Raw genomic sequence first — 21,108 nt, forward strand, 5'->3', positions numbered from 1 at the left:
GGCTATCCCGTCCTTTCGGCCCCTGAGAAACCTTGGGGGCCGTTTTCATTTTGCGCCATGATATTCCATATGCTGCCGCTGGTCAGGTGATCGGCCTTTTGGGCGGGTCGTTTGATCCTGCGCATGCAGGGCACGCCCATATCACGCGCGAAGCGCTCAAGCGGTTCGGCTTGGATCAGGTGTGGTGGCTGGTGAGTCCGGGCAACCCGTTAAAAGCACACGGCCCTGCGCCAATGGATCAACGCATTGCGCAGGCGCAGGCGGTCATTGACCACCCTCGCGTGCAGGTGACAGGGATCGAAGAACGGTTGGGTACGCGGTACACGGCACAAACACTGCGCGCATTGCGCAGGCTATATCCCAAACAGCGGTTTATCTGGCTGATGGGGGCTGATAATTTGGCGCAGTTTCATCTTTGGCAAGACTGGCAAGAGATCGCGCAAACCGTGCCTATGGGCATTCTTGCCCGTCCGGGTCAGCGCATTTCCGCACGGATGAGTCGCACCGCGACGCTTTATGCGCCCTACCGCATACCGGGGCGGTATAGCCAGCGGTTGGCGCAGGCCGATGCCCCTGCATGGTGCTTTGTGAATGTGCCGATGAAGGATGTGTCCTCCTCTGCGATACGTGCAGCGGGGGAGTGGTCAGCGCAATCTGGCTGAAGCGAGGCCCGCTGTCAGGATCACGGCCATGCCTACCCATGTCCACAGGTCGGGCAATTCCGCAAATATCAGCCAGCCCAGACCGACGGCTGCCACCAGTTGAAAGTAAACCAACGGCGCAATGCGCGATGCTGGTGCATGTTTATAGGCGTAGAGCAGCAATAAGTTACCCAGCATGGAGCAGACCCCCGATGTGATAGTCAGGGCAATCACAGGAAGTGAGGGCATAGGAATTTGGCTTAAGCCAATCGGGGTGAGCAAGATTGCTGCGATGACGAGTTGTGTAAGGGTCATTTCCATAGGTGTGCCCAGATGGCCAAGCCACCGCGACATGGTTAGAAAAATGCCATAAAACGTCCCTGCTGCCACAGCCCAAAGCAGGCCCAAATTAGCGTCAAATCCGGGGCGTACAACAATCAGCACACCTATGAACCCCAACAAGACCAGAACAGAGCGCAGGGGCGTGACAGGTTCGCGTAGAAAAATGGTTGCCAGAACATAGCTGATGAGAGGACCAACAAAGAAAGCACCAAAGACGGTTGCGACTTCTTCGGTTTGTAAGGCTGTCTGGATACAACTGATGCCTGCAGCGAGAAGTGAGGCTCGAACCCAGATGCGCCAGTCTCGCAAGAGGCGGAAAGCGCCCCGCGGTACAAGCGGCAAAATCAGAACCGCACCCACCACAAAACGCGACCACGCCACAAAAAGCGGAGTAACGCCATGTGAGCCCATCAATAACTTACCCGCGCTGTCCCCCGCAGGGATCAGGGACATGGCAATAAACATAATGAGAACGGCACGTTGCATGGTTATCGCTTACACTGGCCGCTGGCGGCGTGAAAGGGGTATATGAATGCTTGTGGGGTGGGCGCGTCTTGGGGTAATCAGGGCATATGACACATATGCTTTCTCGACGGTATTTTTTAGGTTCTGCTGCGGCAGCTTGTTTTGTTGGAACGTCGGCCGCTGCTGCCCCGCCGGAGGCATCTTTGCGGCCTGTGATGCGCGGCGATGACCTGTTCAAACGTGCGATCCTAAGTGTCGAAGATATTTTGAAGGAAGCCCGACTGACGGGCAAAGTCTCCTTTGTTGTCGCGGATGTGAAGACCGGTGCGCGGCGCGAAAGCGAAGCGGCTGACACCGCCCGACCACCTGCCAGTGTGGCGAAAGCCATTACCGCGCTTTATGCGCTGGATGCTTTGGGAGCGGGGCATCGCTTTGAGACGCAGTTGGTGGCGACAGGTGGCATCGTAGCAGGTGAGATCATGGGCGATCTGCTGCTGGTGGGCGGCAGTGACCCAACATTGGATACGGATACGCTGGCCACGATGGCGGCCAATCTGAAGACTGCGGGCGTGAAGGCTGTGCGCGGCGGGTTTAAAGTATACGAAGCGGGCTTGCCTGTTCTGCCGCGCATTGATGCGGCGCAACCCGATCAGGTTGGCTATAACCCCGGTGTTTCGGGTCTGTCGCTGAACTACAACCGTGTTCATTTTGAATGGAAACGCGTCAGCGGTAATTATTCCATTACGATGGAGGGGCGCTCTGACAAATACCGTCCTGCCGTGCGTGTGGCTGCGATGCAGATCAGGGACCGTGCCAGCCCTGTTTATACTTACGAGGATCGCGACGGCAAAGATGCGTGGACAGTTGCGCGTGGCGCATTAGGTGGCAGTGGGTCACGCTGGTTGCCTGTGCGCAAGCCGGGGCTATATGCGGGCGAGGTGTTCCAGACGCTTGCCAGTGCGCAGGGGATCAAGCTGGGTGCGCCCAAGATGGTCCAAAGCCTACCTGCGGGAGGCGAGATTATCGTTCGCAACCAAAGCGCCGATCTGCGCAGGATTTTGCGAGACATGTTGAAATGGTCCACGAACCTAACCGCCGAGATGGTCGGACTTGCGGCCACCACGGCGCGAGGGGGCAAACCCGACAGCCTGAAGGCATCGGCACATGTGATGAACCAATGGGCGCAAGCCAATTTGGGCATGAAAAACACAGCGCTGGTAGATCACTCGGGGCTTGGGGATGATAGCCGCGTGACAGCCAGTGATATGGTTACTGTCTTGCTGAAAGTGCACAGGGAGGGGCTGCGCGATATCCTCAAGCCCGTTGCCATGCGCGATGACAACCGCAAAGTGCTCAAAAACCATCCGGTCAAAGCAGATGCCAAGACAGGCACGCTTAACTTTGTGTCATCCTTGGCGGGCTATCTGACTGCACCTGACGGAACGGAAATGGCTTTTGCGATTTTCGCAGCAGATGAGAGCATTCGCGCAACCCTGAGCCGCGCTGAGCGCGAAGGCCCCCCCGGCGGGGTGAGCTGGAACAGGCGTGCAAAGCGTATGCAGCAACAATTGATTGAGCGTTGGGCGGGGCTTTACGCCGCCTAACACCTGCTTAGGAGAGGTGACGCGCCCTTGCGCCACGCTCGATCGCGGCTGCATGCAGACGGTCGATGTTCAGCTCATAGCGGATTTCTTCTAGCAGGCGCAGTTCTGCTTCCTCCAGCGTGCCATCGGCAGCGGCAACATCACATGCCAGTGCATAGGCCGTTTCGTTAAAGCGGTCTTGCAGGGCCTCGCGAATAAGTCCGAACAATGCGTCCAGCCCGTCTTCTTGCTCAAACAGGTCAAAGACCATCTGGCTGACGGGTTTAATACGGTCCACGTCGAAGTCGGCAAAAATGGGCAGCAGGTTCACCGCAGATTGGATTTTGATCAGCTCGGTTGTGCCAATGTCGCCATCCGAGGCAGAGACTGCAACCATAACCGCGACAAGGCAGTCTTGAGTGCTCAGGGCGAGAGATGTGTCGTTTGTCATTATATATGTCCTTTGCACAGCGCTGGTTCCCCAGCAGAATATTGACGCCACGGGTCTTGCACAATAGATGAAGCCACAACTGCGCGATAGGGCGCTGGTGTAATTTTCGGGAAGTTTGATATGTCTGAAGTGCGGGATGCAGCAATGCAAAGCAAAGCGTGGCCTTTTGAAGAAGCGCGCCGCGTGCTCAAACGTTTCAATGGTAAGGTGCCTGAAAAGGGATATGTGTTGTTTGAAACCGGATATGGCCCATCAGGCCTCCCGCATATTGGTACCTTTGGAGAGGTTGCCCGCACCACAATGATCCGCCGCGCCTTTGAGGCGATCAGTGATATTCCAACGCGGCTGATCTGTTTTTCTGATGATCTGGACGGCATGCGTAAGGTGCCCAGCAATGTGCCAGACGCTGATGCACTGACCGAGCATTTGCAAAAGCCGCTGACCTCTGTGCCTGATCCGTTTGGCACTCATGAGAGTTTTGGCCATCATAACAACGCGATGCTGCGCCGTTTTCTGGATACTTTCGGGTTTGAATACGAGTTTTATTCAGCTACAGAGTTTTACGGCACAGGCCAGTTTGATGAAATTCTGATGCGTGCCGCCGAGAAGTACGACGAAATCATGGCCGTCATGCTCAAGTCTCTGCGCGAAGAGCGCCGTCAGACGTATTCGATCTTTTTGCCAATCCACCCTGACACGGGCCGCGTGATGTATGTGCCTATGAAATCCGTGGATGCCAAAGCGGGCACCATCACCTTTGACACGCCCGAGGGCGAAGAAATGACGCTGCCCGTCACAGGCGGCAATGTGAAGCTGCAATGGAAGCCTGATTTCGGCGCACGTTGGGCGGCGTTGGGTGTGGATTTTGAGATGTATGGCAAAGACCATTCCACCAATACGCCAATTTACGATTCGATTTGTCGTATTCTGGGCGCCCGCGCGCCAGAGCATTTCAGCTATGAGTTGTTTCTGGACCAAGATGGTCACAAGATTTCTAAAACTTCGGGCAATGGTTTGTCGATTGACGAATGGCTGACATACGCCTCCGCTGAATCACTGTCGTATTTCATGTATCTCAAGCCGAAGACGGCAAAGCGCATGTATTTCGATGTGATCCCCAAAGCGGTGGATGAATATCACCAACAACTGCGCGCCTATGAGACGCAGGACATCAAAGCGCAGTTGAACAACCCCGTCTGGCACATTCACAGCGGTGATGTACCAAAGTCTGATATGGTTGTGCCGTTCTCGATGTTGCTCAACCTTGCCTCTGTCTCCTCGGCTGAGGACAAAGCGCAACTATGGGGCTTTATCCAACGCTATGCACCAGAAGCCACGGCGCAGACACATCCCGGTATGGATGCGGCAGCGGGTTATGCGGTGCGGTATTACAATGATTTTGTGAAACCGACCAAAGTGTTCCGCGCGCCCAGCGATCTGGAGCGTGAGGCACTGGAAGATTTGCGCGCGCAACTGGCTGTCTGGGACGGCGGGTTGGATGCGGATGCCTTGCAGACCATGGTGTTCGCGGTCGGTAAAGAGCGGTTTGAGCCCCTGCGCGATTGGTTCACAGCGCTGTACGAAGTACTTCTTGGCGCGTCTCAAGGACCACGGTTTGGCGGGTTTATTGCGCTTTACGGTGTCGATGAAACCATTGCATTGATTGACGACGCATTGGCAGGAAAGCTGACTGCCGCCTAAAGCTGGACTCCACTCGCTTGCATGACTTGTTAAAAGGTCGCGCAAGCGGGCGACGGTTGAGGACCCTCAGCGGCTTTATGCCCTGCGAATACATCTGCAAAATCTGGACACCAGAGCCAGAAAGATTCATTCTCGACCCGATCCACCAGATACCGAGCTTAAACACATAACTTTCACACGTTGTTTAACGTATTTGTTGCCTTGTTGTTTTTTCCTTGGGTCGGTCTGTTCGAAAGGGTTGATCCGGCTATCCGGTCTGTTGATGGCTCAAGCAGGTCTGGTTTGCGCCGCAGCCCGAAAAACCGTGACTTCGCCATATGCCGTGCCTATTGATGAACATGTAGTTAATCGGAGCTCGTTTGTGACCATTCCCGCCCATGTTCAAGTGTTGTTAAAACGGCTGCGTGAGAAGTTTACCCCTGAAAAATTACGTGAGCAGATGGCAGCCTGCGATGCTCCTTTTCGCACCTTGCGCCCTGTGCGAGATGCCACCGAGAAAAGTGTTTTGCGCTATTGGGAACGCCTTATTGGACCAGCCTCGCATATTGATCGCGATTTGATTGCGGATACGGCCAGCCTTGCGGCGGCCAAAAGCTATTCCGGCAATATTGAAAACTATATCGGGACGGTCAAAGTGCCCGTAGGGGTTATTGGGCCACTGCGCGTGAATGGCATAAATGCCGCCCGCGATTACCATATCCCCCTTGCCACAACCGAAGCGGCGCTTGTTGCCTCTTATGGGCGTGGGGCATATGCAGCAACCAAGGCAGGTGGAATTAGCACTGCCGTCTTGTACGAAGGTGTGATCCGCACACCCGCCTTTACTTTTGATAATATCCTGAGCGCAGGGCTATTTGTCGAATGGGTTGTTACAAATATCAAAGCGCTGCGCAGCGCTGCCGAGAGCACCACGCAGCACGGCAAACTGTCTTCTGTAGAACCCGTCATCGACAACAATGTTGTGTTTTTGATCTGCCGCTACACGACAGGGGATGCGTCGGGGCAAAACATGGTCACGATTGCAACCCATGCGCTGTGCGAAAAAATCGTTGCGGATTGCACCGTACCCATCGATCGCTGGTACATCGAAGGTAATTTCTCGGGTGACAAAAAAGCCTCTGCGCTTGGCTTGATGACAGGGCGGGGCCGCAAAGTGAGCGCTTCTGTTATTCTGCCTGCTGCGATCATCGAAAAAACGCTGGGGACGACAACCCAAGAGATGCTTGCCTATGGGCGCATTGCAGATTTGGGGGCCAAGCTGTCGGGCCAAATGGGCGCGCAGGCCCATTATGCCAACGGCCTTGCAGCCCTATACATCGCCACAGGCCAAGATGCAGCTTGCGTCGCCGAAAGCGCGATTGGTTTTACCCGAATGGAAGCGCGGGGCGACGATTTGTTCTGTTCCGTAACCATGCCGAACATTCTTGTTGGCACGGTCGGTGGCGGCACAGGGCTTGCCAGCCAGAGTGCGGGTCTCAATATTCTGGGTTTGAAAGGTACAGGTAACGGGGCCGCTTTGGCCGAGGTCACAGCAGCCCTTTGTCTATGTGGCGAAATCTCGATTGTCGCGGCCATCGCTGCGGGGGATTTTACCCGTGCGCACCAAAGTCTGGCACGGCTGAGATGACCCTATTGCAACGTCTGTGGATTTACCAAGCCGAACGTTTCCCACTGGCGAAAACCGTGCCGCTACTGGCCTGCTTTTCCGCAGCTTCCATCACGCTTTCTGCGGTGCTGTCTGGGCGTCCTCTTCCGGCGCTATCGGCCTACCTTGTCGGCTTTTTTCTTGTTTTCATTTTGTTTTTCCAAATGCGTGTCGCGGATGAAGTGAAGGACGGTGAAGACGACGCAAAATACCGCCCAGAGCGTGCGATCCCACGAGGGTTGGTGACGCTTCGCCTGATTGTCTCTCTTGGCGCTGTGACGATCCCCTTGGGTATCCTCCTCGCCCAGATCCATGGCGCAGGCCTTATCTGGTTGCTCGCGCTCACATGGGCTTGGCTTACAGCAATGACATTCGAATTCGGTGTTCCTGCTTGGTTAAAGGCCCGCCCTGTCTTCTACCTGCTGTCTCACATGGCAATCATGCCGTTGATCGATTTACTGCTGACAGGTATTGAATGGCTTCCCCATGGATCAGCCACGCCTGCACTGTGGATTTTCATTGCCTTGTCATTTTCCAACGGCTGTGTGCTTGAAATAGGCCGTAAACTTTGGTCACCCGAGAATGAGCGGATCGGGGTCGATACCTATTCCAAACTTTGGGGGGCAAAGCGTGCAGCTTTTATCTGGCTTGGTTTTGTTGGGGTATCAGCGGTATTATTGATCGGGGTGGGCGTCGTCACAGGCTTTCCACTTGCTTTCATCCTGATCGGGCTCCTTGGGTTTTTATTCTGTATTTACGCGGCCCGTCGCTACGCCATTAACCCAACCCCAAAAACCGAAAAGCAGATGGATACGGTCGCAGGCTTATGGGTCTTTGGCTGCTACGCCACCGCCGGATTCCTCCCACTTGCCCTAGGAGGGCTGCCATGATTTTATTCGGCATTACCGACCCAGCACAAGTTGGGGGTAAAGGGGCATCCCTCGCACGGCTTGCCCAGTTAGGGTTCAACCCGCCTGCTTTCTTTGTCATCCCAGCAGATGCATTCACTGACGGTAAACCGCAGCGGGGACTGAAAACATCAGTCACAAAATCGCTCAAACTCATCGGCTCGGGTCCTTATGCTGTGCGTTCCTCTGGCAAAGCGGAAGACGGTGAAGAGCATAGCCATGCAGGTCAGTTTGACACGTTCCTGAACATCAATGCTGCGGGTGTCGTTGACGCGGCGGCCAAGGTTTGGGCGTCAGGCTTTGGTGAAACAGTGGCGACGTACCGCGCGGTCAAATCAGGGGGTGACGCCGCAGCTCCCGCTATTGTGGTCCAGCAAATGATCGACGCGCGCGTGTCAGGCGTTGCCTTTAGCGCCGACCCCGTCAGCGGACGCCGCGATTGCGTGATCATCTCGGCAGTTGAGGGCCTTGGCGATGCGTTGGTCAGTGGCGAAGTTGATGGGCAAAGCTGGGTTGCTACCAATACCATCACGGCACCGCGTGATCCAATTTTAACGGATGCAGAACTTCAAAGCGTTGTCGACATGGCGCGCAAGGCCGAAGCTGCATTCGGCAGCCCCCAAGACATCGAATGGGCGATTGATGCAGACGGGTTGCATATTCTGCAGGCCCGTCCAATCACAACTGCGCTGCGCCCTTTGGCAGTGCCTGACACAACGCTGACGATATTTGATAATTCCAACATCGTTGAAAGCTATCCGGGCATTGTGTCTCCTTTGACCTACAGCTTTGCCGTGCACGTTTATGACCGCGTTTACCGGTCCTTTGTCCGTCTTTTAGGTGTCAGAGAAGCAACCATTTCCGACAATGGCGCGGTCTTTGGGAACATGCTGGGGCGCGTGGATGGGCGTGTCTATTACAACCTTGTTAACTGGTATCGTGCACTTGCGTTGCTTCCGGGTTTTGCGTTGAATCGTTCCTATATGGAAACCATGATGGGTGTAGATACGCCCATGCCTACTGAGGTGACCAACAGTATTGGCCCGCCGCCCGCCAAAGGGTTTGCGAAGGTCACGGAATACGCCAAGCTTGTCTTTGTTGCCGCGCGTTTGATTTTCGAGGCGCTGCGCCTGCCACGAACCCGAAGCAATTTTTATACCCGCCTGAACGCGGCGCTGGACAGTGATCTTGATCTGGAAGCGGCCAACCCGACCCAGCTTAGTCGGGAGTATCGCCGCATTGAGAGCACCTTGCTGGACCGTTGGGATGCGCCTTTGGTCAATGACTTTTTATGCATGATCGCATTTGGCGCCTCACGGAACCTGCTAAAACGGTGGCTAGGGGATGAAGGGCTATTGCTGCATAATGATGTGATGATCGGGCAGGGCGATATCGTGTCCGCTGAACCCGCGCAACGCATTGCAAAAATGGGCCGGATCGCGGCTGAGCATGGTATTCCCTCTGAGCAATTTGCGACGCACCCGGCGCTAAAAGATGAATTTGCCAGTTATCTCGCCAAATTCGGGGACCGTTGCACCGAAGAGTTGAAACTGGAATCTATTCCACTGACCCAAGACGCGACCCAGCTTCTTTCGGCAATAGCGGCCAGTTCGCAGCGCCCGCCAGCGGAACATGCAGTTGCGTCAACACCAGATTGGGCCGCGATTTTTAGCGGAAAGCCTGTAAAGGCCCGCGTGGCGAAATGGATTGTGACATGGGCCAAGGCCCGTGTAAGAGACCGCGAAAACCTGCGATTTGAACGCACAAGACTGTTCGGACGTGCCCGTCAGGTTTTCCTGGCGATGGGGCGGGAATTAGCGGCACGTGATCTTATCGATCAACCCCGTGATGTTTTCCACCTGACCGTTTCTGAGATCATGGGCGCGATTGAGGGGTTTGGCCTATCGCCGAATGTGCGCGGGCTGATCGCGTTGCGTCAATCCGAAGACGCCGGGTCTGCCAGCCGCGCCGACCCGCCAGAACGGATTGAAGTGCGCGGTCCCGCGATCCTTCCCTCTACAACCGCACATTCCCAGACTGAGGATATGCAAACGGGCGAAACGCGCACGGCGACAGGATGTTCAGCAGGGCAAGTCACCGCCAAAGCCCGTGTTATCCGTGATCCGCGTACAGAAAGCTTGGACGCTGGTGATATCCTTGTCGCCCGCCACACGGATCCCGGCTGGATTGCGGTATTTTCCAACGCAAGTGCCATTGTAGTAGAGCGTGGCTCGCTGCTGTCCCACTCTGCCATTGTGGCGCGTGAGTTGGGGATTCCCTGCGTTGTTGGCCTGAAGGGCGCCACGCAGTGGGTTGAGGATGGGGATGTATTGCACGTGAATGGCGCAACGGGACTGGTCAAGAAAACATGAATAAAAGCTCAGAAATTGCAACGAAAGCAAAGTTCGACCACATCCGTTATGCGCAATTGTGGGAGGATGCGGATATTTTATGTGCTGCGCTCCCTCAAGACTCCGGCAAAACGCTGGTCTCGATCTGTTCGGCAGGGGATAATGCCTTGGCGATGTTGACCCTTGATCCCGAACGGGTTGTCGTCGTTGATCTGTCGCCTGCGCAAATTGCCTGCCTGCACCTGCGCATCGGCGCGTACCGCGCGCTCTCACAGCCCGAATTCCTAGAGTTGATGGGGTCTCGCCCCAGCACAAGCCGGGGTGTATTGCTTGACCGGTCCATCGCAGGGTTAGACACGGAAACCCAAGCGTTTTGGCAGGAACGACGTGACGACGTTATTGCCTATGGTGCAGGGGGTGTTGGAAAATTTGAACGCTATTTTCGCATTTTTCGCACAAAACTCCTCCCTCTGGTTCATTCAAAGAAAACCCTTGATGCAATATTCGTCTCAAGGCCCAAAGCAGAACGCCAAGAGTTTCTTAACAAACGCTTTAATACATGGCGCTGGCGGCTATTATTAAACGTCTTTTTTTCACGTTTTGTGATGGGGCGCATGGGGCGGGATAAGGCGTTTTTCGAACACGTCGAAGGCTCGGTAGCGCAACATGTCGCACGGCGGATCAAACACGCGGCTGTTGAGTGTGACCCGTCGCAAAATCCTTATCTACATTGGATTTTGAAGGGTACACATGGCGAAGCTGTTCCAATGCCTTGGCGTGTAGAACACTACGCAACGATCCGCGATAGGCTTGATCGGTTGGATATCCGCCAAGGCGCGCTGGAGGCATTCATTGATGACGGTGATAAGGCCGATGGGTTCAATCTGTCTGATATTTTTGAATATATGTCGCCGGATGTTTTCACCAAAGTGTACGGCCAAATCCTGAGTGCTGCAAATCCCCAAGCCCGTCTTGTTTACTGGAACATGATGGCGCCCCGCCGTGTCCCGCCTGCCTTTGCCGCAAAGGTGACAGGCCTGACCGGAAAAGAAGACCAACTGAAAGCCCAAGACAAAGCATTTTTCTATTCCGACTTTGTGATTGAGGAATTTAAGGGGTGAGCGAGCTGCTGCAAATCGCCATTGCATTTGCATCCGTTGCAGTCCTGCTTTGCTTGATGGCAGTGGTCAAACGCCTTGCAAAAACACGGGATATCTCACCTGAAGTACAACGCAAACTCGTTCATATGGGCACCGGGCTTTATGCTTTGACGCTCCCTTGGCTTTTCACAGACAATTGGCCCGTTTACATGCTAGTCGGGTTGACCCTGATCGTCATGGCAATCCTGCGTTTGCCTGCCTTTTCCAAAGGCGGGATTGGTGAAACCTTGCACGGGGTTGAGCGTCAATCATACGGCGACCTTCTTTTGGCTCTTGCCGTTGGCACCGTGTTTCTGTTGGCAGAGGGCAACGCCATTCTCTACGTTTTGCCCATTGCAACATTAACCCTAGCCGACGCCGCCGCCGCCCTAACGGGAAGCCGTTATGGGCGTAAATTCTTCACTGTAGAAGAGGGGCAAAAGTCGATTGAGGGTTCTACCGCGTTCTTCATGATCACATTGATGATTTCGATGGTGTGTCTGCTGCTTTTGTCTGACGTGTCCCGCCCCAACGTCATTTTGTTGGCGGTGATGGTTGCAGCCTTCGGCACGCTTGTCGAAGCAGACAGTTGGCGTGGGTTTGACAACTTCTTTCTACCCACGGGCCTGATGATCTTTCTTGAAAGCCATATGGACAGCCCTTGGCAAAGCCTTGTTCTTTTGATGGGGGTGTTTCTGGTTGCGCTTGTCGTATTCTTGCGCGTCGCCCCCCGATTGGGGATCACTGGACACGCAGCCCGCGTGTATACAATTGCGACCTTCTTGTTGATCACCGTTACCGCACCGCAGAATACAATTTTGCCTTTGCTGGCGTTTGTCATTCACGCCTTCGCGCATCGCCTTAGCCCGTGCAAAGCGGCTTATCCCGCACTTGATATTGTGGCGGCTGTTGCGCTTGCCAGCTTTGGGTGGCTGGCCATAGGGCTGATCACAGGGATGAATGCGCTGATGTATTATGGCCTTATGTCCGCAGGCCTTTGTGTGGGCTTAATTGCCGTCTCTTTGGGCGCGTTTTCAATCTGGGTACGTGTTGGGGCCACACTGGTCGTGGGTGTTGGGCTGTTTGGTCTTTATGGCTTCCTGATGCGTTATAATCCGGCTTCGATACAATGGCCGGGCGATATGAAATTTGCTGGCGCGATAACAATCGGAATGATGGTTGTTATCGGGTCATTCAGGCCGTCGTTGTTTGATACTCGCCGTGCTGCAAAGCTTACGTTTCTTGCAGTGATCGTTCCGGGGCTTGGGTATGGTATAAAGGTGATAGGCGCGTGACAACTGAGACACTTAAGACCGACGACGGGCAGCTGACCATTTGGTTTGATGGCCCTGTATGGGACGGACATTCAAAGGTAGCGACCGTCGGCAAATGCAAATTTGCGTCGGCAGGGGCTGGCACGCGGCTTTTGCAAGATGCAGCAACTCTTGCCCATTCCGAAGGCGCGACTGCGTTGATTGGCCCGATGGAAGGCGATACGTGGCACGCTTACCGCCTTATTTCTGATCGCGGCGAACGGGCGGCATTCTTGATGGAGCCAAGCAGTGCCGACCACGACGAAGCCGCGTTTAAGGCTGCTGGTTTTGAGGTTGTATCGTCGTATTTCTCTGCCTCAGCGCCTCTATCTGAATTGCCCGGCCCCAAGCCTGATGACACGGAGGTTTTCACCGTTGAGGCATGGGATGGAACAGATCCAGATAAACTTTTCACGCAAGTCTATGAGTTGTCTTGCGCCGCTTTCGCAGACAACCCGTTTTATAAACACATAGACCTTGCGGATTTTCTCGCGATGTATCGCCCTGTTGTGCCGTTGCTAAAGCAAGACCTAATCCTTTTTGCCCGCGATAGGACGGGTGCTTTGGTGGGGTTCTTGTTCGGAATTCCAAATTATGCCGAAGGCCCTGCGCCTAAATCTGTGATCCTCAAAACCTACGCTTCCTCACAAAAAGGGGCAGGCCACTGGTTGTCTTATCAGTTCTACGTCAACGCCAAAGCGTTAGGGTTCGACACAGTTATTCACGCGCTGATGCATGACGACAACCTGTCGGCCGTCAGGTCTGGGCTGAATGGTGCAGATGTTTTTCGCCGTTACGCGTTGATGGGCCGCAACTTGTGACGACCCTTACTGCCGCATTCGCACAGGCCGCAGTTGATTATCGCGACAGGATCGCGCTTATCGATGGTAACGGTTCAGCTTACCGGTTTTCTAAAGTGCAGGAATTGGCCGATGCGTATGCGGTGGGCTGGCATGCCAAAGGTGTACGCGCAGGGGACCGCGTTTTAATTGCGATGGGCATTGGTGTGGAACTATACGCATCACTTGCAGCGCTTTGGTCTTTGGGGGCGACGGTGGTTTTGCCGGAACCTGCAATGGGGCTGGCTGGCCTCAAGACGGCAATCGAAACCACGCAGCCCAAGTTCTTTTGTGCAACTGGCCCCTATGTTTGGATCAAGCTGCTGCTTCCGCGCCTTTGGCGTGCAAAACTTCTGACGCCAAAACAACGACGCAATTCTCCCCCTTTATGCGCGGTCACAGACCCTGACAGTGTTGCTCTGATCTCTTTCACCTCTGGCACCACAGGAGCGCCCAAGGCAATCCCGCGTACTCATGCGTTTCTGATGGCGCAATGGAAGGCGGTCGCACCCTTGCTGCACAGCGAAGTCGATGAAATCGACCTTGTGACCTTTCCCGTATTTGTTCTGATCAATTTGGCCGAAGGGCGTACCTCCGTGCTGCCCAACTGGAAAATGTCCAAACTGGCGGACCTTGACCCGGGATCGCTCGTCGCTTGGATCACTGCCAATAATTGTACCCGTGCCTTATTGCCCCCCTCGCTTTGCGAAAAGCTGGTCGCGGCCGAAGATACTGGATCACTCGGTCACATCTTCACGGGCGGTGGGCCCGTGTTCCCTGATGTTGTCCAAAACCTGCAACGCATCACGCAAAATCTTAAAATTACCACTGTTTACGGTTCGACCGAGGCTGAGCCGATCGCACATGCGAACAAGGTCGAGCAAGGTCATGGCCTGTTTGTCGGACGACCTGTGGATGCTGTGCGCCTACGGATTGTTGACATGGAAATTCAAGTGTCGGGTGATCATGTGAATACTGGTTACCTTGACCCCGCGCGTGATGTGGAAACCAAGGTCTATGAAGGCAACATGATTTGGCATCGCACAGGGGATGCAGGGCATCTCGACGATCAAGGGCAGCTTTGGCTACTTGGCCGCGTCGGCGATCAGGTGGTGACAGACAAAGGTGTGCAATTTCCCTTCGCTATTGAGATCACAGCGCGGAAGTGGAAAGGCGTAGGGCGGGTTGCCATGGTAGAGCGTAGTCAGGGGCCCGTATTGGTTGTTGAGGGCAACGTTGCTCACATTGGCACATGGCGTAAACGCGCAGCAGCTTTTGGCATTACAGATGTACGGCACATTTCGAAAATTCCGCTTGATAAGCGCCATAGCTCTAAGGTGGATAAAAATACCCTACATGCTTTATTGGCTTAAGTATTTGGCCATCTGATTAATGGGCGGGGTATGGTTGCCGCTATGACAGATCCCAGCAAGTGTTCCTGTCAGCTTTGGCATTGGCTCCAGTCCAGCCCAAATTTGTCGAGGTACTTGCGCAACCTGTCAGCGTCGTTACGGCTGGTTTTACTTGCTCGGGAAGCTGCGAACAGGCGGCGGCCTGCGGCGCTGAGGCTGGGGGTGGTCTGGCAAACGCGGATCACAGCGGCCAGTTGCACGCGGTCGAATTCATCGATTTGGTGCGCTAAGTCACCCAGATGGGCGGTCAAAAGCTGCATGTCGGGATCGGCATTGGCGTCGTGCCATGTGGATTCTAGTGTTTTCAATTCGTCTTGTACGGCTGCGAGTGTGATGCGCCCGCGTGGGGCGAGGGTGCACATCCGTTGGATCGACGCACCTAGATCGCGAAAATTTCCGGGCCAACGTGTGCCGGGATCGGTGGCGAACTTTTGGTAAGCCGTAAATGCATCCGTGTTAAAGCTGACGCTGTTGCCCATCAATTTTTCGACCCGCGCCAATTCATATTCAATGTTTGGGGCGATATCCTCGGGGCGGTCGCGCAAGGCGGGCAGGGTGAAGGTCCAGAGGTTGAGCCGCGCAAAAAGATCAGCACGGAATTTCCCCTGCGCGACTAATCCAGCCAAAGCTCGCCCTGCTCCTGCAATCAGATGAAAGCGGCTGGTCACTTCGTAATCCGCCCCTAGCGGCAGATACTTTCCGGTTTCGACGGCATGCAAAATCATTGCTTGTTCATCCAGTCCAAGCTCGTCGATCTCGTCTAGGAACAGAACGCCGCCATCGGCCTCTTGTAGCAGGCCGCGTCGATCAGCACCTGCGCCGGGGATGGCTTGGCGGCGGTGTCCGAACAGGGTGGACATCGCACGCTCACCTTTCAGGGTCGAACAGTTCACATGCACCATACGGCCTTTGATGCGGCGGCGCTGGAGCTTCAACTCATACAGTCGTGTGGCAAGATCAGATTTCCCCGTGCCCGTCGGCCCCATCAACAATAGCGGCGCATCCGAATTTGAAGTGACCAGCTCCATGCGGTCAATCATCGCATTAAACACCGCGTTGCGTGTGTTTATTCCGCCTTTAAGCAGCGTGTTGTATTCTTTGTGAACCAGATCAAAGCGCTGTTGCAGTGCATTGTATTTGGACAAATCCAAATCGACGATCTGCAACGTTCCTGTGCCTTCATCCTCACCACGTGGCGGGCCGGTCTGGATCAACTTCCCTGGGATATGCCGCGCTTCGGTGAGTAGAAACCAGCAGATTTGCGCGACATGTGTGCCAGTCGTCAGGTGGACGTGATATTCTTCTCGCTCTTCATCAAAGCCATAACCTTGGGCGAAATCATACATTGCGCCGTACATTTCTTCAAAATCCCACGGGTCCGCAATGTCGATTTGGTGCAGGACGACTTCAGTGTCTGGATTGCCCCGCTCGACCTCTCTGGCGACCCGCTCTGCCAGATGGGTCCAGTTGCTCGCATGGATGAGCTCCAGCCGCTCGATCGGGAAATCAGGATGCTGCGCGATCTGAACGGAAGGGCGCCAGCGGCGCCGTTTGCCTGAATCCAGATTCGTTCCGAGGAAGCCTATGACGATGTTCTTTTTCATAGGTGTATTATTTTGTATAACATCCGATAAATCAAGATAGTATTTTTGTAAGCAATTTTGAAGATTCCGTAATTAACAAGTGATTACAGTAGCTTGAGGAATTCATTATTTTTCTTCGCACCTGAACCAAAATGGAGGAAAACAAACCAACGAAACAAGACGCCTCACGGCAAGCCAACCACGGAAGGACTGGGAAAATGGCGAATAAATCATTGTTTGCATCGATCAAAGGTCGGTTCATGCCAGTACCCGATACTACCAACTTTGCTGGGGCGACTGCTTATAGCTATTTGGATACCCATGCTTTGGCACAGGTCGCGATGACAGGTACGTTTGGTGCCACCTTCTATCAAGACCCAATGCAGGAACTAACTCGCGTGTTGGATTTGGCCAATAAAGTAGACCCTTTGGTGCTGGCCAAGACAGCAGTTTATGTACGTGAAAATGGACATATGAAGGATATGCCAGCCTTCTTGCTGGCGGTTCTAGCGGGGCGTGATCCGGTGTTGTTCCAGCGTGCCTTTGGGCGTGTCGTGGACAACGGCAAGATGCTGCGCACCTTTGTGCAGATCATGCGGTCGGGGCAGACTGGGCGCAAATCGCTTGGCTCTGCGCCAAAGCGGATGGTGGCAAACTGGTTGAACACGGCTTCGGATTGGGCGCTGCTGCAGGCAAATGTCGGTAGTAACCCGTCTTTGGCCGATGTCATCAAGATGGTGCATCCCAAGCCCGAGACAGCGGCGCGTGCGACTTTGTTCGCGTGGATCATCGGGCGGCCATGTGATGTGGCGCTGTTGCCGACGCAGGTACAGGACTTCATTGCGTTCAAGAACAGTGGTAAGGGCACATTGCCTGACATGCCGTTCCAGATGCTGACGCAGCTACCGTTGACCACAAAGCAGTGGTCGACGATCGCCGAAAACGCATCGTGGCATATGACGCGGATGAACCTGAACACATTCCTGCGCCACGGCGTACTGGACAACGCAAAGATGTGCGCCTATGTGGCCGCAGTTCTGCGTGATCCGGCGCGTATCGCCAAAGCGAGGGTGTTTCCATATCAGTTGATGACGGCCTATCAGGCCTTGTCACCAGAGATGCCGGAACCCATCCGCGCCGCGATGCATGACGCGATGGAGCTGTCGGTACGCAATGTGCCGCGCCTGTCGGGGCAAGTTGTGGTGTGCCCAGATATATCGGCTTCGATGTCCGGTGCTGTGACGGGGTTCCGCAAAGGCGCCACGACGGCGACGCGGTTTGTCGATGTGGCAGGGCTTGTTTCGGCTGCTCTGTTGCGGGGCAACCCTTCTGTCACCGTGTTGCCCTTTGAGGTAAAGGTCCGCGAAATGCGGCTGGAGCCACGCGACACGATCCTGACCAACGCGGCGCGTTTGGCAGAGCAGTGGGGCGGCGGTACAAACTGCACCGCGCCGCTGGAATGGTTGCTGGCCAAGGGGCGTGCCCCTGATCTGGTGATCATGGTTTCGGATAACCAATCTTGGGCGCATGCTCAGGGTGGTACAATGGGGACGGCGATGATGCGGGCGTGGGAAAAGCTGAAAAAGCGTAACCCACGAGCCAAGCTGGTTTGCATCGACATCGCCCCTTACGGGACGACACAGGCCAAGGAACGTGACGATGTGCTGAACATCGGCGGGTTCTCTGACACGGTCTTCGACCAAATCGCAGCCTTCGCGGCAGGCGAGATGGGTGCGGACCACTGGGTCGGCCAGATCGCGGCAGTAGACGTTTAAACTATGGGGTCAGGCGGAATGCTTGTGGGAGTACATCTGTATTATGTAACCCTCTCAAAAAAACCTCGTCCGCCTGACCTGATTAAATTTGAGAATTGGATAAATGACGGAATTTGTAACAGGTTGCACCCACTTTGGGCATGCCAACATTATCAAGCTGGCGAACCGCCCGTTTGCGGATGTGGATGAGATGGATCGCGCGCTGATCGCCAACTGGAACGCGGTCGTGGGCGCCAAAGATACGGTCTATCATCTGGGTGATTTTGCCTTTCGCGGCGGTCCTGGTGAAGAGTATCTAAAACGGCTTAACGGGCGGATCATTCGCCTACAGGGCAATCACGACCCCAACGGCTGGGGCAGAGATTACATGCGGGTGAAATGCAATAAAACCCGCGCCGTGCTGTTCCATTACCCGATAGAGGAATGGGATGGCTGGTTCAGAGGTGCAGTGCATCTGCATTGCCATACGCATAGTCCGAATTTTGTATCGGGTGTGCGCCGCGGAAATGTCGGGGTTGATGCCACAGGCTTCAGCCCCCTGAAATTAGAAGAGGCCGTCGCAAGATTGGCACAATAGAAAGGATAGAAACCGGCGAATGCTGGTGGAACTACAGGTAGAGCACTGATCCGAACGGGATCGGAGGTCGCGGGTTCAAATCTCGCCATCATGCACATGATGTAGCTCAGTCAATTTGTTTCACCAAACCGTTGTCGCCGGAACCAAAATACCCCTCGGCGAATGCTGCGTGGAACTACATTGTTAATGTCGTGGTCGTGGGTTCGATTCCCACCCCTGCAGCCTTCTGGCAGGGTAGCTCAGGGGTAGAGCACGTATCGTTTCACCACTCCTTGTCGCCGGGGACCAAAAATTCATAGGAGGAATACCTGTGGGACTACATTGGATAAAAGCGCGTTCGAGTCGCGCCGAACCGGACGCTTGCGTTCGGGGGAAGTCTCACAAAACGTTGTCCTCCGACGATTATGGACCAACACTAGAATTCAATTGCGATATGCGCAGGATATGATCCGAGGATAAAGAAATGACAAACAATAGTAAAAAGAACCTGCAAAAGGTCAGCCGCCTGTTGGCCAAGGTTTTGCGCCACGCGCCCGAAGAGCTGGGACTGACGCTGGATGCCAACGGCTGGATCGCAGCAGATGTGCTGCGCGATGCGCTGGCCGCAAAAGGACTGGGTATCACAGCAGAAGAATTGGCGGTTATCGTGCAGACAAGCGACAAAAAGCGCTTCACGTTGACCGATGACGGCAGCCGTATCAGGGCGGCACAGGGCCATTCCGTAGAGGTTGATTTAGGCATCCCGCCAAGCACACCACCAGCGGTTTTGTACCACGGCACCGCGGTCAAAAACCTGCCCAGTATCAGGCAGGAAGGATTGCTGGCTGGCAACCGCCAACAGGTTCACCTGTCTGCGGATCGTGAAACCGCCCTGAGGGTGGGCACGCGACATGGCAGCCCCATAATCCTGACCGTGGATGCACGCGCTATGCAGGAAACGGGTGAAATTGCATTTTATCAGGCCGAAAACGGTGTCTGGCTTACAGATTACGTTGCGCCGAAATACCTTGCCCTTCTCCAATTGGATGAGCAGGAGGCGAATGAGTAAAGAATACAGACGTCAATGATTGAAAGTACTGGCGAGTGTCTCAAAATACGGGGCTTTGCCTTCAGTCCTTAATTGGGCCGTACGGGAGCCAGAATGATATACGATTTATCTTGTCGCAAAGCCTCATGGATGATTTTCGCGCCAATCCGTTTCTGCCCAACCCAAAGGTTTTGGGCAGGGCGGTTGAACATATGGGCACCCAAGGGGACGGAAGTCTTATGTCAGCTATCTCTTTAGAGTATCTGGATTGCATTTTAAATGAATTTAGATCTGAAGGCTTTGAGATTACTTTTTCAGGCGCACATCCAGCATGATCGAAATGCCGCGTGCCGCATCTGTATCGGCCACCTCCGACATGATCTCATCTACCCACGTCATATGGGCGGTTGCGATTTCCGAGGCGAATTTACTGCCTGCTGGGGTAATTTGTACCAGAAACGCGCGGCGGTCTTCTTTGATGGTGGTACGTTTTACCAAACCATCTTCGACCAGTCGTGTAACAACGCCCGTTACGTTTCCGTTTGACACCACTAGGTGCTGTGACAGGTCACTCATCTTCATGCCATCTGGATTTGCGTTCAGGACAGCAAGTACGTCAAAGCGAGGCAGCGTCGTGTCGTATTCTTCGCGCAGCTTATTGCGCAACTTTGCTTCAACGCTGCGGGTTGCTTTCAGCATTTGCAGCCACAGGCGCAAACGCTGCCTTGCAAGGTTCTCGTCCTGGACCTCAGTTGCCATTGGTGTATCCACAAAAAATCAGAATTACTTCATGTATCAACATTTATGACGACAGGGAAAGCGGGAAGTTTCACGCATTTTGTCGTGCGAGATCCAGTGACGACATCTTGGGTGTCTTTCAGGTTTGGGCCAGCCGCTTGGTTCCTATGTCCGTGGCAGCACAGCAGTTGCCTCTATCTCTATGCGGGCAGCATCCTCCATGAGGCCTGCAACTTGCACAACCGCCATAGCCGGATAGTGGCGGCCAATGACTTCGCGGTAGGCGGCGCCAAACCCCCGAAGGTTCGCGTGGTATTCTGCCTTATCTGTGATGTACCAAGTCAGCCGAACGATGTGTTCGGGTTTTGCGCCTGCAACATCCAGTACCGCGACAATATTGAGCAAGGTTTGATGGAATTGAGACACCATGTCTTCGTGCTCCCATTCCTGTTGTGCGTTCCATCCGACAAGGCCACCTGTAAAGATTATAGGGCCGTCTGCGAGAACGCCGTTGGCATATCCGATTGCGGGTGCCCAGCCTTCTGGCTGAAGAAAGGCAAGAGGGTTTGAGGAGTTCATGTTGTGCTTTCTTTATTGTTGAGTGACCATGCTGCGGCA

At 54.5% G+C, this 21,108-nt stretch carries 19 protein-coding genes; 14 read left to right on the forward strand and 5 right to left on the reverse strand.

Annotated features, from left to right (window positions below; translation table 11 throughout):
* The first annotated feature begins 50 nt into the window (after positions 1-50).
* Entirely contained in the window at positions 51-662 is a 612-nt protein-coding gene (locus GGR95_RS12035; protein WP_184566284.1) for a nicotinate-nucleotide adenylyltransferase, read from the forward strand.
* Here GGR95_RS12035 and GGR95_RS12040 read toward each other — a convergent pair.
* Positions 645-1,448, reverse strand: coding sequence for a DMT family transporter (locus GGR95_RS12040; protein WP_246423362.1), 804 nt, complete (start codon positions 1,446-1,448; stop codon positions 645-647). The two genes, GGR95_RS12035 and GGR95_RS12040, sit on opposite strands and share 18 nt — an antisense overlap.
* Before the next feature lie 107 nt (positions 1,449-1,555).
* On the opposite strand from GGR95_RS12040, the gene dacB reads away from it, so the two are divergent.
* Entirely contained in the window at positions 1,556-3,052 is a 1,497-nt protein-coding gene (dacB, locus tag GGR95_RS12045; RefSeq protein ID WP_184566153.1) for a D-alanyl-D-alanine carboxypeptidase/D-alanyl-D-alanine endopeptidase, read from the forward strand.
* A 7-nt stretch (positions 3,053-3,059) separates the two neighbouring features.
* Here dacB and GGR95_RS12050 read toward each other — a convergent pair whose 3' ends face one another.
* Positions 3,060-3,482: a tellurite resistance TerB family protein gene (locus GGR95_RS12050; RefSeq protein WP_184566155.1), complete on the reverse strand. Its 423-nt coding sequence runs from the start codon at positions 3,480-3,482 to the stop codon at positions 3,060-3,062.
* Between the two features lie 120 nt (positions 3,483-3,602).
* Here GGR95_RS12050 and GGR95_RS12055 point away from each other — a divergent pair, with 120 nt between their 5' ends.
* The 8 genes from GGR95_RS12055 (at position 3,603) to GGR95_RS12095 (ending at position 14,751) form a co-directional block, all read left to right on the forward strand.
* On the forward strand, positions 3,603-5,183 hold the full coding sequence (locus tag GGR95_RS12055; RefSeq protein ID WP_184566157.1) for a lysine--tRNA ligase: 1,581 nt from the start codon (positions 3,603-3,605) through the stop codon (positions 5,181-5,183).
* A 361-nt stretch (positions 5,184-5,544) separates the two neighbouring features.
* Complete coding sequence (locus GGR95_RS12065; protein ID WP_184566160.1) at positions 5,545-6,810, forward strand: hydroxymethylglutaryl-CoA reductase; 1,266 nt, start codon at positions 5,545-5,547, stop codon at positions 6,808-6,810.
* Positions 6,807-7,718, forward strand: coding sequence for a UbiA family prenyltransferase (locus tag GGR95_RS12070; protein WP_184566162.1), 912 nt, complete (start codon positions 6,807-6,809; stop codon positions 7,716-7,718). Before GGR95_RS12065 ends, GGR95_RS12070 begins: the two co-directional genes overlap by 4 nt.
* Positions 7,715-10,108, forward strand: coding sequence for a PEP/pyruvate-binding domain-containing protein (locus tag GGR95_RS12075; protein WP_184566164.1), 2,394 nt, complete (start codon positions 7,715-7,717; stop codon positions 10,106-10,108). Before GGR95_RS12070 ends, GGR95_RS12075 begins: the two co-directional genes overlap by 4 nt.
* Positions 10,105-11,208 carry a BtaA family protein gene (locus GGR95_RS12080; protein WP_184566166.1) on the forward strand — a complete coding sequence of 368 codons (1,104 nt, stop codon included), beginning with the start codon at positions 10,105-10,107 and terminating at the stop codon, positions 11,206-11,208. The genes GGR95_RS12075 and GGR95_RS12080 overlap by 4 nt, the downstream gene beginning before the upstream one ends.
* A complete protein-coding gene (locus GGR95_RS12085) occupies positions 11,205-12,521 on the forward strand; it encodes a hypothetical protein (RefSeq protein WP_184566168.1) in 1,317 nt (438 codons plus the stop codon). The genes GGR95_RS12080 and GGR95_RS12085 overlap by 4 nt, the downstream gene beginning before the upstream one ends.
* On the forward strand, positions 12,518-13,360 hold the full coding sequence (locus tag GGR95_RS12090; protein ID WP_184566170.1) for a hypothetical protein: 843 nt from the start codon (positions 12,518-12,520) through the stop codon (positions 13,358-13,360). The genes GGR95_RS12085 and GGR95_RS12090 overlap by 4 nt, the downstream gene beginning before the upstream one ends.
* A complete protein-coding gene (locus GGR95_RS12095) occupies positions 13,357-14,751 on the forward strand; it encodes an AMP-binding protein (protein WP_184566172.1) in 1,395 nt (464 codons plus the stop codon). Before GGR95_RS12090 ends, GGR95_RS12095 begins: the two co-directional genes overlap by 4 nt.
* Before the next feature lie 68 nt (positions 14,752-14,819).
* Here the strand turns inward: GGR95_RS12095 and rtcR are convergent, their stop codons facing one another.
* The gene (gene rtcR / locus GGR95_RS12100) at positions 14,820-16,394 is read right to left on the reverse strand and encodes an RNA repair transcriptional activator RtcR (RefSeq protein ID WP_184566174.1); all 1,575 of its coding nucleotides are present in this window, start codon (positions 16,392-16,394) and stop codon (positions 14,820-14,822) included.
* A 197-nt stretch (positions 16,395-16,591) separates the two neighbouring features.
* Between rtcR and GGR95_RS12105 the strand changes: the two genes are divergently transcribed.
* From GGR95_RS12105 to GGR95_RS12120, 4 genes are all read left to right on the forward strand, one after another.
* Positions 16,592-18,148, forward strand: a complete 1,557-nt coding sequence (locus tag GGR95_RS12105; protein WP_184566176.1) for a vWA domain-containing protein — start codon at positions 16,592-16,594, stop codon at positions 18,146-18,148.
* A gap of 103 nt (positions 18,149-18,251) precedes the next feature.
* Positions 18,252-18,725: a metallophosphoesterase gene (locus GGR95_RS12110; protein ID WP_184566178.1), complete on the forward strand. Its 474-nt coding sequence runs from the start codon at positions 18,252-18,254 to the stop codon at positions 18,723-18,725.
* Positions 18,726-19,188: 463 nt separating this feature from the next.
* Entirely contained in the window at positions 19,189-19,773 is a 585-nt protein-coding gene (locus tag GGR95_RS12115; RefSeq protein ID WP_184566180.1) for an RNA 2'-phosphotransferase, read from the forward strand.
* 125 nt (positions 19,774-19,898) lie between these two features.
* On the forward strand, positions 19,899-20,087 hold the full coding sequence (locus GGR95_RS12120) for a hypothetical protein (protein WP_184566288.1): 189 nt from the start codon (positions 19,899-19,901) through the stop codon (positions 20,085-20,087).
* On the opposite strand, the gene GGR95_RS12125 is transcribed toward GGR95_RS12120, so the two are convergent.
* Together GGR95_RS12125 and GGR95_RS12130 are read right to left on the reverse strand one after the other, a co-directional pair.
* Positions 20,059-20,511 (reverse strand): MarR family winged helix-turn-helix transcriptional regulator, encoded by a 453-nt coding sequence (locus GGR95_RS12125; RefSeq protein WP_184566182.1) that lies wholly within the window; start codon positions 20,509-20,511, stop codon positions 20,059-20,061. The two genes, GGR95_RS12120 and GGR95_RS12125, sit on opposite strands and share 29 nt — an antisense overlap.
* A gap of 144 nt (positions 20,512-20,655) precedes the next feature.
* Entirely contained in the window at positions 20,656-21,069 is a 414-nt protein-coding gene (locus tag GGR95_RS12130) for a RidA family protein (protein WP_184566184.1), read from the reverse strand.
* Positions 21,070-21,108 lie beyond the last annotated feature (39 nt).

The sequence above is a fragment of the Sulfitobacter undariae genome (assembly GCF_014196805.1).
Taxonomy (GTDB): Bacteria; Pseudomonadota; Alphaproteobacteria; order Rhodobacterales; family Rhodobacteraceae; genus Sulfitobacter; species Sulfitobacter undariae.